The organism is Stenotrophomonas sp. T8 (genome assembly GCF_051853085.1).
Taxonomy (GTDB): Bacteria; Pseudomonadota; Gammaproteobacteria; order Xanthomonadales; family Xanthomonadaceae; genus Stenotrophomonas; species Stenotrophomonas sepilia.
Genome location: NZ_CP195329.1, coordinates 1,089,401 through 1,103,417 on the forward strand (window position 1 = coordinate 1,089,401; position 14,017 = coordinate 1,103,417).

Below are 14,017 nucleotides of genomic sequence, written 5' to 3' on the forward strand. Positions count from 1 at the left end.
TTTGAAATGCGGCACCCTATGCCGCATCGATTCACAGGAGCCCCCCATGAAAGGCAACCCGGACGTCATCGCCTGCCTGAAGGAACTGCTGCGCGGCGAGCTTGCTGCCCGCGACCAGTACTTCATCCATTCCCGCCGCTACGAGGACCAGGGCCTGTTCGCGCTGTACGAACGCCTGAACCACGAGATGGAAGAGGAAACCCAGCACGCCGATGCGCTGCTGCGCCGGATCCTGTTCCTGGGCGGCGACCCGGACATGCGCCCGCACGCCACCGAGCCGGGCAAAACCGTCGAAGAGATGCTGCAGAAGGATCTCGACACTGAATACGCCGTTCGGAACAATCTGGCCGCCGGCATGAAGCTGTGCGAGGAGAAGGGCGACTACGTGAGCCGCGACATCCTGCTGGCGCAGCTGAAGGACACTGAGGAAGACCACGCCTGGTGGCTGGAACAGCAGCTGGGCCTGATCAAGCGCATCGGCCTGGAGCTGTACCAGCTGAGCAAGATCGACGGCACCGGCGCCGCGGCGCACTGAGCCGGCACCGCTTTTTGTAGAGCCGAGCCAATGCTCGGCTGCGTTCCGGTAGAGCCGACCAGCGGTCGGCTCTACCAGAAGAAGTACAGCGTTCTGTCGCCCGCCAGCACCGGAGCACCGCCAGCCAGCCTTCGCCCGCCAGCCGCTCCACCGCCTGCCAGCCGACAACGAAAAAGCCGGGGAATGCCCCGGCTTTTTCGTGTCCGGGGTCAGAGCCCTTTCCGGTGGAAAGGGATCCGACCCCCGTGCTCCTCACTCCACCGACAACCCTTCCACCTTCTGCCAGCCGCGCGGCAGAAGGTGGCCGCGGGTGGCGCGGGCGCCGAGGTAGGCGTCGAGCTCGTTGAACTTCAGCCCCATCGTGCGCTGACCGCTGCGCACCTGCAGGGTCTGCCCCGGGCTGATCGCCACGATGGCGACCACGCGTTCGGTGGCGAGCTTGGCCTTCGGGATCTCGATGATCTTGTTGCCCTTACCCTTGTCCAGTTCCGGCAGGTCGTTGGCGGCGATCGCCAGCAGGTTGCCGGAGCTGGTCACTGCCACGATGCGGTCGGTGGCGACGTTGGCCACTGCCGACGGGGTCAGCACCGACGAACCGGCCGACAGGTTCAGCATCGCCTTGCCGGCCTTGTTGCGGCCGATCAGGTTCTCGAAGCGGGTGACGAAGCCATAACCGTGGCTGGAGGCCAGCACGAAGCGGGTGTCCGGCTCGGCGCTGGCCAGGGTGACGAAGCTGGTGCCCGGTGCCGGCGAGAAGCGGCCGGTCAGCGGTTCACCATTGCCACGCGCGGAGGGCAAGGTGTGCACCGGCGTCGAGTAGGCGCGGCCCTCGCTGTCGAGGAACGCGACCTGCTGGGTGCTGCGTGCGCGCACCGCGCCCTGCAGTCCGTCGCCTTCACGGTAGGACAGGGCAGATGCATCGACGTCGTGGCCCTTGGCGGCACGGATCCAGCCCTTCTCCGACAGCACCACGGTCATCGGCTCGCTCGGCACCAGCTCGGTCTCGTCGATGGCCTGCGCCGCCTGACGCTGCACCAGCGGCGAACGGCGTGCGTCGCCGAACTTCCTGGCGTCGGCAGTCAGTTCGTCGCGGATCAGCTTCTTCAGCTTGGCCTTGCTGTCGAGGATGCCGAGGATCTTCTCGCGTTCCTTGGCCAGCTCGTCCTGCTCGCCGCGGATCTTCATCTCTTCCAGGCGGGCCAGCTGCTTCAGCTTGGTTTCCAGGATGTACTCGGCCTGTTCCTCGGACAGGCCGAAGCGCGCGATCAGCGCCGCCTTCGGTTCGTCCTCGGTACGGATGATGTGGATCACCTCGTCCAGGTTGAGGAAGGCGACCAGCAGGCCTTCCAGCAGGTGCAGGCGGCGCTCGACCTTCTGCAGGCGGTGCTGCAGGCGGCGGGTGACGGTGTTGCTGCGGAAGGTCAGCCATTCGCTGAGCAGCATCTTCAGGTTCTTCACCTGAGGACGGCCGTCCAGCCCGATCACGTTGAGGTTGACGCGGTAGCTGCGCTCCAGGTCCGTGGTGGCGAACAGGTGGCCCATCAGTTGGTCGGCGTCGACGCGGTTCGAACGCGGCACCAGCACCACGCGCACCGGGTTGGCGTGGTCGGATTCATCGCGGATGTCTTCCAGCCACGGCAGCTTCTTGGCGCGCATCTGTGCGGCGATCTGCTCGATCACCTTCGACGGCGACACCTGGAACGGCAGCGCCGTGATCACGATGTTGCTGGCTTCCTTGGTGAAGGTCGCGCGTGCACGCACGCTGCCGTTGCCAGTCTCGTAGATGTTGCGCAGGTCATTGGCCGCAGTGATGATCTCGGCGCTGGACGGGTAGTCCGGGCCCTGCACGTGTTCGCACAGGTCGCGCACGCTGGCGTCGGGATTGTCCAGCAGGTGCAGCAGCGCGCTGACGATCTCGTTGAGATTGTGCGGCGGCACGTCGGTGGCCATGCCCACGGCGATGCCGGTGGTGCCGTTGAGCAGCAGGTGCGGCAGCCGCGCCGGCATCCAGGTCGGCTCCTGCAGGGTGCCGTCGAAGTTCGGTGCCCAGTCGGTGGTGCCCTGGCCCAGTTCGCCCAGCAGCACTTCGGCGATCGGGGTCAGCTTGGATTCGGTGTAACGCATCGCCGCGAACGACTTCGGGTCGTCACTGGAGCCGAAGTTGCCCTGGCCCTCGATCAGCGGGTAGCGGTACGAGAACGGCTGCGCCATCAGCACGAGTGCTTCGTAGCATGCACTGTCGCCGTGCGGGTGGTACTTACCGATGACGTCACCGACGGTGCGCGCGGACTTCTTCGGCTTGGACGCGGCATTCAGGCCCAGCTCGCTCATCGAATAGATGATGCGGCGCTGCACCGGCTTCAGGCCGTCGCCGATGAAAGGCAGGGCACGGTCCAGGACCACGTACATCGAGTAGTCGAGGTAGGCGCGTTCGGCGTACTCGCGCAGCGGCAGTTGTTCGAATCCGTGGAACACGGGGCGGGCAAGTTCGGTCATGCGGCGTTGTTACCTATGTCGGGAGGCGGCGACGGCGGTCGCCGCTCGCAATCCTGTGATTATCCGGATGCGGCGGGGGATGCCAAGCCGCGTGCAGGGTCCAGCCCGGTTTCCAGGCCGTGGCCGGCCCGCGCCAGGTAGCGCCCCGGTGGCAGCCCGAAGTGGCGGCGGAACACGGTGACGAAGGCGCTGGCGCTGCTGAAGCCCAGTGCATGGGCGATGTCGGCGACGCTGCGGCCATCGGTCAACTGGCGCAGGGCTTCGGAGAGCCGGGCCTGCTGCCGCCACTGAGCGAAGCTGAGCGTGGTCTCGTCGCGGAAGTGGCGGGTCAGGCTGCGCGGTGACAGGCCGGCCCAGTGCGCCCATTCGGCCAGGCTGCGTTCGTCGGACGGGTCGGCCAGCAGCTGCGAGGCGATCTTCAGCAGGCGCCGGTCATGCGGCATCGGCAAGTGCATGCGCTGGCGTGGCGCTGTGCGGATCTCGTCCGCCAGCACCTCGATGATGTGCTGGCGTTCGGAGGTGGTGTCGTAGCCCGGTGGCCAGTCACAGATGCGCTCGGCGAGCGCCTGCGCCAGCTTGGACAGGCCCAGCACGCAGGGATCGGAGGGCAGGGTGGCACAGACCGGAGCCGCCAGCGCCATGCCCCAGCCACGCAGGGGGCCGTCGAGGGTGACCGTGTGCGGCTCCAGCGGTGGCATCCAGCCGGCCGAGCCCGGCGCCAGCGACCAGGTGCCGTGCGAGGTACGGGTGGTCAGAAGGCCGCGCTCGACGCAGATCAGCTGCGCGCGCTGGTGATGATGCCAATCCACTTCACGGACCAGCCCTTGCGGGCTGTCGAAACGGAAACCGACCACCGGGGGACCGTCGTTGCGCTCGAACCAGTCCAGTGCTTCGTCCCTGAGCAGGCGTTTGGGAGTAGGGATTTCTGCCTTGTTCATCATGTCTGCTGGCTGAAATGTGTCATCCATTGGCTGGATTGTACTACCGGGCCACCTGACCAGGTCATTAAGGTAGGCGCCTTCACCGATCCAGCCCACTGCTGCAACACAGCATTCGATGCCAGATCAAATATTTCCATTGAGAAATATTTTTTTTGGAAGAGAATGCTCCCCCATGATCTGTCCTGCAACCACTCCCCCCAGCTTCGGCCTGCTGCTGCGCCAGGTGCGCGACGGCCTGGTCCGCCAACTCGACGCGTCCATGGCTGAAGAAGATCTGGGCATCGGCTTCACCCACTACATCGGGTTGAAGGTGCTTTCGAACATGGCGCCGTGCACCGCCAACGAACTGGCCCAGGCCATCGATCAGGTGCCCAGCGCGGTGACCCGGCTGCTGGACAAGCTCGAAGCGCTGGGCTGCGTCCGCCGCGAACCGCATGCGCAGGACCGGCGGGCATTGCAGATCGTGCTGACCGACGAAGGCCGCGCGCTGTGGGCGCGCTTGAAGCTGCGTGGCGACGCGGTGATGGATTACGCCCTGCGTGATCTTTCCGCCGACGAGCGCACGCTGCTGCTGTCCCTCCTTACCCGAATCCGCGATTCACTGACGACCCCATGAACCCGATCCCGCATTCCACTTTCCGCCGGTCCGGGCGCGCGCTGCTGGTGTCAGCGCTGGCCCTGGCCCTGGCCGCCTGTGCCAGCAGTCGTGGCCTCAACCCGCAGGGCCACGTGCTTGACGTGGACAGCCTGCACAGCGAACGCACCCTGGCCGACACCGACCTGAGCGCCACTGGCTTCCCGGCGCAGGACTGGTGGAAGGCACTGGGTGATGCGCAGCTGGACGCGCTGGTCGCAGAGGGCCTGGCCGGCCACCCGAGCCTCGACGCCGCCGATGCCCGCCTGCGCCAGGCCCAGGCCCAGGTCGGCACCGCACGTGCCGACGAACTGCCGAGCCTGTCGGTGTCCGGTGGCTACACCGGCCTGCGCCTGCCCGAATCGATGGTCGGCAGCGAGATGGGTGGCCGTTACGGCGGCAGCAGCCAGGTCGCCTTCGACTTCAGCTACGGCGTGGACCTGTGGGGCGGCAAGCGCGCCGCCTGGGAAGCCGCCGTGGACGGTGCGCACGCCGCCACCGTTGAAGCGCAGGCTGCACGCCTGAACCTGTCCACTGGCATCACCCAGGCCTATGCCGACCTGGCCTACGCGTGGCAGCTCAACGACGTGGCCGAGGAAGAGCTGACCCGTTCGCAGAAGTCACTTGAACTGACCCGCCAGCGCCGCAGCGCCGGCATCGACAGTGATCTGCAGGTGCGCCAGGCCGAGGCCCGTGTGCCGGCCGCGCAGCAGCAGGTGCAGGCCGCCCAGCAGCGTATCGACGCCGCCCGCACCGCGCTGGCCGCGCTGGTCGGCAAGGGCCCGGACCGTGGCCTGTCGATCCAGCGCCCGCGGCCGCTGAATCCGGTGGCACTGCAGCTGCCGGGCGTGCTGCCCAGCGAGCTGCTTGGCCGCCGCCCCGACATCGTCGCCGCACGCTGGCGCGTTGAAGCGGCCGACAAGCAGATCAAGGTTGCCAAGACCAAGTTCTACCCGAGCTTCAACCTGACCGCGCTGGCCGGCGTGGTCGCCCCGAACGTGGGCGACCTGCTGAAGAGCAGCTCCACCTTTGCCTATATCGGCCCGGCGCTGAGCCTGCCGATCTTCGAGGGCGGGAAGCTGCGCGCCAACCTGGCCAATACCGATGCGCAGTACGACCTGGCGGTGGCCAACTACAACCAGACCGTGCTCGATGCGCTGCGTGATGTGGCCGACCAGGTCAACGCGGTGCGCTCGCTGGCACAGCAGGCGCAGTCGCAGCAGCAGGCGGTGGACACCGCACGCGCTGCCTTCGACCTGGCCCAGCAGCGCTACCGCGCCGGCATCGGCAGCTACCTGGACGTGCTGACCGCGCAGTCCACCCTGCTGCAGTCGCAGCAGCAGCTGGCCGGCCTGCAGTCGCAGCAGGTGCAGTCCTCGGTGCGCCTGAGCAAGGCGCTGGGCGGTGGTTTCCAGCCCACTGACGCCGACCGCGCACCGATCGCCTCCCATTCCGATTCCTCGCATTCCTGAAGATCTCCGACATGAGCCAGACCCAAGACACCGCGGCCCCGGCCGCCCCCAACCGCCGCGGCCACCTGCTGCGCGGCCTGTTCGTGATCGTCGTGCTGCTGCTTGCCGCTTTGGCGCTGTGGTACTTCATGTTCGGCCGTTGGTTCGAAGAGACCGACGATGCCTACGTGCAGGGCAACCAGGTGCAGATCACCCCGCTGGTGGCCGGCACCGTGGTCGCCATCAATGCCGATGACGGCATGCGCGTGGAGCGCGGCCAGCTGCTGGTGCAGCTGGACCCGTCCGACACCGCAGTGGCGCTGCAGCAGGCCGAAGCCAACCTGGCCAAGACCGTGCGCCAGACCCGCGGCCTGTACCGCAGCGTAGAAGGCGCGCAGGCGGACCTGAACGCCCGCCAGGTGACCCTGAAGCGCGTGCGCGAAGACTACGCCCGCCGCAAGGACCTGGCTGCCACCGGCGCCATCTCCAACGAAGAACTGGCCCACGCCCGCGACGAGCTGGCCGCGGCCGAAGCGGCCGTGGCCGGTTCGCGCGAGACCGTCGAGCGCAACCGCGCGCTGGTCGACGACACCGTGATCGCCACCCAGCCGGATGTGCAGGCCGCCGCTGCGCAGCTGCGCCAGGCCTTCCTCAACAACGCCCGCGCCGGCATCGTTGCACCGGTCTCCGGCTACGTCGCCCGTCGTTCGGTGCAGGTCGGCCAGCGCGTGCAGCCGGGCAATGCCCTGATGGCCGTGGTGCCGACCGAGCAGATGTGGGTCGAGGCCAACTTCAAGGAAACCCAGCTGCGCCACATGCGCCTGGGCCAGGAAGTGGAGCTGAAGTCGGACCTGTACGCCGGCGACGTGAAGTACAAGGGGCGCATCCAGAGCCTGGGCCTGGGCACCGGCTCGGCGTTCTCGCTGCTGCCGGCACAGAACGCCAGCGGCAACTGGATCAAGATCGTGCAGCGCGTACCGGTGCGCATCGCCATCGATGCCAAGCAGCTGGCCGAGCACCCGCTGCGCATCGGCCTGTCGATGAAGGCCGAAGTGAGCCTGCGCGACCAGAAGGGCGAAGTGCTGCCGAGCACCCCGGCCAAGGGCACGGTGTTCGACACCGACGTGTATGCCAAGCAGCTGCATGATGCCGACGAGGTGATCCACACGATCATCCAGGGCAACCTGCCGCAGCAGCAGGCGAAGGTGGGCTGAGGTCGCCATGTCCGCACAAGCTCCAGCCGCGCCCGGCGCTCCGGGCGCACCGGCGGCGCCGGCTGCGGCCTCCGGGTTCCTGCCGCCCAGCGTCGCCCTGTGCACCGTAGGCCTGGCGATGGCGTCGTTCATGCAGGTGCTCGACACCACCATCGCCAACGTCTCGCTGCCGACCATCGCCGGTAACCTCGGTGCCAGTTCGCAGCAGGCGACCTGGGTCATCACTTCGTTCGCGGTCAGCACGGCCATCGCGCTGCCGCTGACCGGCTGGCTCAGCCGCCGCTTCGGCGAACGCAAACTGTTCGTCTGGGCGACCCTGGCCTTCGTCATCACCTCGCTGCTGTGCGGCCTTGCGCAGAGCATGGGCATGCTGGTGGTGTCGCGTGCGCTGCAGGGCTTCGTGGCCGGCCCGATGTACCCGATCACGCAGTCGCTGCTGGTCTCGATCTATCCACGTGAGAAGCGCGGGCAGGCATTGGCACTGCTGGCGATGATCACGGTGGTGGCGCCGATCTGCGGCCCGATCCTCGGTGGCTGGATCACCGACAACTACAGCTGGGAATGGATCTTCCTGATCAACGTGCCACTGGGCATCTTCGCCGCGCTGGTGGTGGGCAGCCAGCTGAAGGGACGCCCGGAGCAGATCGAGAAGCCGAAGATGGACTACGTCGGCCTGATCACGCTGGTGATTGGTGTCGGCGCGCTGCAGCTGGTGCTCGACCTGGGCAACGACGAGGACTGGTTCTCGTCGATGAAGATCGTGGTGCTGGCCTGCGTGGCGGTGGTGACGCTGACGGTGTTCCTGATCTGGGAACTGACCGACAAGGATCCGATCGTCGACCTGAAGCTGTTCCGGCACCGCAACTTCCGTGCCGGCACGCTGGCAATGGTGGTGGCCTACGCGGCGTTCTTCAGCGTGGCGCTGCTGATTCCGCAGTGGCTGCAGCGTGACATGGGCTACACCGCGATCTGGGCAGGCCTGGCGACCGCACCGATCGGCATCCTGCCGGTGATCATGACGCCGTTCGTGGGCAAGTATGCGTCGCGCTTCGACATGCGGATGCTGGCCACCGTGGCCTTCATCGTGCTGTCGATGACCAGCTTCCTGCGCTCGAACTTCAACCTGCAGGTGGACTACATGCACGTGGCCGGCGTGCAGCTGATCATGGGCATTGGCGTGGCGCTGTTCTTCATGCCGGTGCTGCAGATCCTGCTGTCGGACCTGGATGGGCGCGAGATCGCGGCGGGCTCTGGCCTGGCGACGTTCCTGCGCACGCTGGGCGGCAGCTTCGCGGCCTCGCTGACGACGTGGCTGTGGGCGCGGCGTACCCAGGTGCACCATGCCGACCTGACCGAGCATATCTCGGCCTATCAGCCGGGCATGCAGGACCAAGTGGCGGCGATGGGGCAGGGCGACCTGCAGCACGGCGCAGCGGTACTGAACAACATGATCAACCACCAGGCATCGCAGATGGGTTTCAACGACATCTTCTTCCTGCTGGGTTGGATCTTCCTGGCGATCATCACCTTCCTGTGGCTGGCCAAGCCGCCGTTCGGCGCAGGCGCGGGTGCGGCGTCCGCGGGCGGTGGGCATTGATCGACCATTGGCGTTGAAACGCAGAATACCCCGCCGCAAGGCGGGGTTTTTCTTTTGGTAGATCCACGCCATGCGTGGATGGATCCCGGGGTCGTGTGGGTTCCCGAATCCCGGAAACGAAAAAACCCGCTTTCGCGGGTTTGATCATCTTGAGTCGTGGTGCCCAGGAGAGGACTCGAACCTCCACGGTTTTACCCGCTAGTACCTGAAACTAGTGCGTCTACCAATTCCGCCACCTGGGCGACTCAGGAGAAGAATTGTGCGGCACGGCAGAGAGTGTGTCAACAACATTTCACACTTTTTTCTGCGGTCGCACGCCCAGGTGGTGCAGCAGGCTGCGCATCGCCGGTGACAGCTGCGCCCACCCGGCGAAACAGGCGCACAGGCGGCGTTGTGCCCACGCATCGGCAAGCGGCACCGCAACGGTATGCGTACTGCGTCGATGCTGGCGCGCGATGCTCCGCGGCACGATGCCGACACCGATGCCGTGGCCGACCATGATGCAGACACCCTCGAAGGTCTTCATGCGGATGCGCACATCCAGGCGGCGCCCGATGTCGCGGGCCTGGTCTTCGATGTAGAACTGAAGCGCATTGCCATCGGCGAGGGCAACGAAGGTCTCGCCGGCGGCATCGGCGAAGGTCACGCTGCGCAGTGATGCAAACCGGTGATCGGCAGGCAGCAGCATCACCAGCGGATCTTCGGCCACCACATGCTGCTGCAGGCCGGTGGCGTCGACCGCATCACTGATGATGCCGGCCTCGGCCTGGCCAGCGCTGATTGCACGCACGACTTCGGGGCTGGTGCGTTCCAGCAGTTCGACGTGCAGGTGGGGTCGTTCGGCCAACCACGGTGCGAGCCGCGAGGGCAGGTAGCTGGTCAGTGCTGCGGTGTTGGCATACAGATGCAGGGTGCCGCGCGCCCCCTGCGCGAATGCCTGCAGTTCGCCGCGCAGCTGCGCCTGCTGTTGCAGGATCAGGCGTGCATGGTGGGCGAGGGCGGCGCCGGCTTCAGTCAGGCTGACGCCACGTGGATGCCGGTTCAACAGCAGGATGCCGGCATCGGCTTCGATCGTGCGCAGCCGCTCGCTGGCCGAACCCAGGGCCAGGTTCGCCTGCGTTGCGCCGGCAGTGATGCTCCCCGCCTCGGCGATTGCCAGGAACAGGCGCAGGTCGGCGATGTCCATCCGCATGTGATGCCCTCGTCGCAACGCCCGAGCCTTCGGGTCAGCCGAAGGCAGGGCCGGGAAGACCGCATTGTGCGCCGGGCGACGGCCCGATCCAATGAAGGCATGAATGAATCGATGTACTTCTATGGGCTGCTGGTGGTGGTGTTCGTGCTGGCCGGCGTGGTCAAGGGCGTGACGGGCATGGGGCTGCCGACGGTGGCGATGGGCCTGCTCGGTGGCGCGCTGTCGCCGGTGGCGGCGGCGTCGATGCTGTTCATCCCGACCTTCGTCACCAATGCGTGGCAGCTGCTGTCCGGGCCGTCACTGGGCCACATCGTGCGGCGCCTGTGGCCGATGATGCTGGCCGTGGTGGTGGTGACGCTGGGTTCGGCAGCGTTGCTGGTACGGGTCGATCGCAGCGGGTCGCGCGTTGCGCTGGGCGTGGCCCTGATGGTCTATGCCGCCTATGCGTTGCTTGCGCCGGTGTTCCGCGTGCCGCAGCGGCGCGAGCGCTGGCTGGGGCCGCTGGTGGGCGCGCTGTCCGGCGTAGTGACCGGCGCCACCGGCGTGTTCGTGATGCCGGCGGTGCCGTACCTGCAATCACTGGGGTTGCAGCGCGAAGAACTGGTGCAGGCGCTCGGGCTGGCGTTCACCGTATCGACGATTGCACTGACCACGGGCCTGGTGCTGCACGGTGCGTTCGGCATCCAGCAGCTGGGCTTGAGTGCACTGGCGGTGGTGCCGGCACTGCTGGGCATGTGGCTGGGGCAGGTGATCCGGCAGCGCATCAGTGCGCGGCTGTTCCGCGCCTGCTTTCTGGGTTTCCTGCTGCTGCTCGGGCTGGAGCTGGTGCTGCGGCCGCTGCTGTGACGCCGGCCGCCCCGGGGAGGCGTGGCAATGCCGGATGACAGGCATGAAAAAACCCGCTTTCGCGGGTCTTTCTCATTCTCGACGTGGTGCCCAGGAGAGGACTCGAACCTCCACGGTTTTACCCGCTAGTACCTGAAACTAGTGCGTCTACCAATTCCGCCACCTGGGCGTCGAGGAGCGAGATTATGGGGTGTTGTTACGCGGGTGTCAACAATTTTTGTGGGCCTGGGGGTGGATCCGGTTTCGCCTGCGAGATGGGCTACGACCCCATCTCACTCGCTTGGGGTCAGAGCCCTTTCCTTCGGAAAGGGATCCGACCCCGCTACCGGATCGCAGGCAAAAAAAATCCCCGCCGAAGCGAGGAGTTTTTTCGTTGGTGCCCAGGAGAGGACTCGAACCTCCACGGTTTTACCCGCTAGTACCTGAAACTAGTGCGTCTACCAATTCCGCCACCTGGGCGTTCCAGAGGCGCAATTGTGAAGATGAATCCGGGAGCTGTCAACGACTTCCTGAAATTATTTCATCCAACGCCTCCAAGGCGGGCGCTGACCCGTTCTGCACGCCGTCAACGGCTACCATGTAGGGCGATGACTACCAAAAAACCAAGCAAGGGCGGGAGCAAGTCCCGCAGCCAAGGCCCGAAGAAGGGCCCGAAGGCGGGCGCAGCCCGCACCACCAAGCCGGGCAAGCCGTTGCCGGGCTGGTTCCCCGAATTGAATGAAGGCGGTGCGCCGCCACGCGGCCGCAAGGTCCGCACCGCTGATGCGGCAGCACCCGGCCCGGCCCCGGGCCGCAAGCTGCCGCCGACCGGCAAGGTGATCGACGATCCCTATGCCGCCCGCGAAGCAGAGAAATACGAACAGCCCATCGCCAGCCGCGAGGCCATCCTGGCCCTGCTGGAGCGTTGCGAAGGGCCGCAGACCGCCGAGGAACTGGGGGCACGCCTGGGCCTGACCGCACCGGATCGGGCCGAGGCGCTGTCGCGCCGGCTTGGTGCCATGGTCCGTGATGGCCAACTGGTGCAGAACCGCCGCGGCGGCTTCGCCCCGATCCAGACCCTGAACCTGGTCACCGGCGTGGTGATCGCCAACCCGGAGGGGTTCGGCTTCCTGCGCCCGGTCGAGGGCGGCGACGACCTGTTCCTGCCGCCGTATGAAATGCGCAAGGTCATGCACGGCGACAAGGTGCTGGCCCGCGTGACCGGCATCGACCACCGTGGCCGTCGCGAAGGCAGCATTGCGCGCGTGCTCGAACGCGGCATGACCCGCCTGATCGGCCGCTTCAGCGTCGAGATGGGGATCAATTACGTGGTACCTGACGACAAGCGCGTGCAGCGCAACGTGCAGGTACCGCCGGACCAGACCGGGGGCGCGCGTGATGGCCAGCTGGTGGTCTGCGAACTGACCCAGGCCCCGGACAGCCGCCGCCCGCCGATCGGCCGCATCATCGCCGTGCTCGGCGACAAGCTGACCGCATCGCTGGTGGTGGAGACCGCCATCCACGGCCATGAACTGCCGTTCGAGTTTCCGCAGGAGGTGCTGGACGAAGCCGCCTCGGTGCCGCTGGTGGTCGAGCCGGCAATGATCGGCGATCGTGTCGATCTGCGCAGCACGCCGCTGGTTACCATCGATGGCGAGGATGCCAAGGACTTCGACGACGCGGTGTACTGCGAGCCGAATGCCGATGGCTTCCGCCTGGTGGTGGCCATTGCCGATGTTTCGAACTACGTCCGCCCCGGCACACCGCTGGACGAAGAAGCGCAGAAGCGTGCCACCTCGGTCTACTTCCCGGGCTTCGTGGTGCCGATGCTGCCGGAGACGTTGTCCAATGGCATCTGCTCGCTGATGCCCAAGGTCGACCGCATGTGCTTCGTCTGCGACATGCAGATCGACCGCGATGGCCTGGTCACGCATTCGCGCTTCTACGAGGCGGTGATGAATTCGCACGCGCGCCTGACCTACACCCAGGTGTGGAAGGCGGTGGGCGAGGACGATGCCGATACCAAGGCCTGGATGGGTGACCTGCTGCCGCAGGTGCAGCGCCTGCACCAGCTGTACAAGGTGCTGTCAAAGGCACGTGCCAAGCGCGGTGCCATCGAGTTCGAAAGCAGCGAGGTACGCTTCGTGCTGGACAACCGTGGTGAAGTCACCCAGGCCGGCATGCTGGTGCGCAACGACGCGCACAAGCTGATCGAGGAATGCATGATCGCGGCCAATGTGGAGGCGGCGAAGTACCTGCTGTCGCGCCATGTGCCGGCCCCGTACCGCATCCACGAGAAGCCGCCGGAAACCAAGTACGCCGACCTGCTGGAATTCCTCAAGGAGTTCAAGCTGAGCCTGCCACCGTGGTCGAAGGTGCGCCCGGGTGACTACACCAAGCTGCTGAAGAAGATCCGCGACCGCCCCGATGCGACGCTGCTGGAGTCGGTGTTGCTGCGCAGCCAGAGCCTGGCGATCTACAGCCCGGAGAACCACGGCCACTTCGGCCTGGCGCTGGAGGCCTACGCGCACTTCACGTCGCCGATCCGTCGCTATCCCGACCTGCTGGTGCACCGCGCGATCAAGCATGCGCTGTCCGGCAAGCCGCTGGACAAGTTCACCTACAACGCCCGCGAGATGGCCGCGCTGGCGCTGCAGTGTTCCGAGCGTGAGCGCCGTGCCGACGAGGCCGAGCGCGAGGTCGACGAGCGTTACCGCGCGGCGTGGATGGAAAAGCACGTGGGCGGCCAGTTCGACGGCGTGATCAGCGGCGTGACCAGCTTCGGCCTGTTCGTGGAACTGGACGAGTCGAAGGTGCAGGGCTTGGTCCACGTGACCCAGCTGCCGCAGGACTATTACAAGTTCGACGCGACCCGCAAGACGTTGACCGGCGAGCGCCGCGGCGGCAGCTACCGGCTGGGCGACCGCGTGCGCATCCTGGTGCTGAAGGCCAGCATGGAAGAACGCAAGATCGACTTCCGCCTGGTGGAACACAAGGGTGAGGACGAGGGCGATGGCCTACCGCCGCTGCCTGAGCGGGGCAAGCCGGCCAAGCGGACCAAGAAGCAATATTGAAAGGCGTGCCGACCAACGGTCGGCACCCACCTCACCCGGTAGGTGCCAACCGTTGGTT

Annotated in this window: 10 protein-coding genes and 3 tRNA genes; 7 read left to right on the top strand and 6 right to left on the bottom strand. The window is 66.5% G+C overall.

The annotated features are described in order from the left end of the window. The first annotated feature begins 46 nt into the window (after positions 1–46). Positions 47–535 carry a bacterioferritin gene (bfr, locus tag ACSDHM_RS05085; RefSeq protein ID WP_111202195.1) on the top strand — a complete coding sequence of 163 codons (489 nt, stop codon included), beginning with the start codon at positions 47–49 and terminating at the stop codon, positions 533–535. A 252-nt stretch (positions 536–787) separates the two neighbouring features. Here the strand turns inward: bfr and parC are convergent, their stop codons facing one another. Together parC and ACSDHM_RS05095 are read right to left on the bottom strand one after the other, a co-directional pair. Beyond that, positions 788–3,031, bottom strand: a complete 2,244-nt coding sequence (gene parC / locus ACSDHM_RS05090; protein ID WP_072166797.1) for a DNA topoisomerase IV subunit A — start codon at positions 3,029–3,031, stop codon at positions 788–790. A 59-nt stretch (positions 3,032–3,090) separates the two neighbouring features. Next, positions 3,091–3,972 (bottom strand): helix-turn-helix domain-containing protein, encoded by an 882-nt coding sequence (locus tag ACSDHM_RS05095; RefSeq protein WP_180890278.1) that lies wholly within the window; start codon positions 3,970–3,972, stop codon positions 3,091–3,093. A gap of 172 nt (positions 3,973–4,144) precedes the next feature. Between ACSDHM_RS05095 and emrR the strand changes: the two genes are divergently transcribed. Genes emrR through emrB form a run of 4 tightly spaced genes read left to right on the top strand, consistent with a single transcriptional unit; the run spans position 4,145 to position 8,868 of the window. Next, entirely contained in the window at positions 4,145–4,588 is a 444-nt protein-coding gene (gene emrR, locus ACSDHM_RS05100) for a multidrug efflux system transcriptional regulator EmrR (protein WP_005415875.1), read from the top strand. Beyond that, entirely contained in the window at positions 4,585–6,078 is a 1,494-nt protein-coding gene (emrC, locus tag ACSDHM_RS05105) for a multidrug efflux transporter outer membrane subunit EmrC (protein WP_072166795.1), read from the top strand. Before emrR ends, emrC begins: the two co-directional genes overlap by 4 nt. An 11-nt stretch (positions 6,079–6,089) precedes the next feature. Beyond that, a complete protein-coding gene (gene emrA, locus ACSDHM_RS05110) occupies positions 6,090–7,271 on the top strand; it encodes a multidrug efflux MFS transporter periplasmic adaptor subunit EmrA (protein ID WP_061480663.1) in 1,182 nt (393 codons plus the stop codon). Positions 7,272–7,278: 7 nt separating this feature from the next. Further along, positions 7,279–8,868, top strand: a complete 1,590-nt coding sequence (emrB, locus tag ACSDHM_RS05115; RefSeq protein ID WP_072166793.1) for a multidrug efflux MFS transporter permease subunit EmrB — start codon at positions 7,279–7,281, stop codon at positions 8,866–8,868. A 157-nt stretch (positions 8,869–9,025) separates the two neighbouring features. Here emrB and ACSDHM_RS05120 read toward each other — a convergent pair. After that, positions 9,026–9,110, bottom strand: a tRNA-Leu gene (locus ACSDHM_RS05120). A gap of 50 nt (positions 9,111–9,160) precedes the next feature. Continuing rightward, positions 9,161–10,060 (bottom strand): LysR family transcriptional regulator, encoded by a 900-nt coding sequence (locus ACSDHM_RS05125; protein ID WP_439426711.1) that lies wholly within the window; start codon positions 10,058–10,060, stop codon positions 9,161–9,163. A gap of 99 nt (positions 10,061–10,159) precedes the next feature. On the opposite strand from ACSDHM_RS05125, the gene ACSDHM_RS05130 reads away from it, so the two are divergent. Next, entirely contained in the window at positions 10,160–10,906 is a 747-nt protein-coding gene (locus tag ACSDHM_RS05130) for a sulfite exporter TauE/SafE family protein (RefSeq protein WP_088496950.1), read from the top strand. A gap of 84 nt (positions 10,907–10,990) precedes the next feature. Here the strand turns inward: ACSDHM_RS05130 and ACSDHM_RS05135 are convergent. Continuing rightward, positions 10,991–11,075: transfer RNA gene (locus tag ACSDHM_RS05135), tRNA-Leu, on the bottom strand. A gap of 205 nt (positions 11,076–11,280) precedes the next feature. After that, positions 11,281–11,365 (bottom strand) — tRNA-Leu (locus ACSDHM_RS05140). Positions 11,366–11,493: 128 nt separating this feature from the next. Between ACSDHM_RS05140 and rnr the strand changes: the two genes are divergently transcribed. Further along, a complete protein-coding gene (gene rnr / locus ACSDHM_RS05145; protein WP_088497682.1) occupies positions 11,494–13,959 on the top strand; it encodes a ribonuclease R in 2,466 nt (821 codons plus the stop codon). The last annotated feature ends 58 nt before the right edge of the window (positions 13,960–14,017 follow it).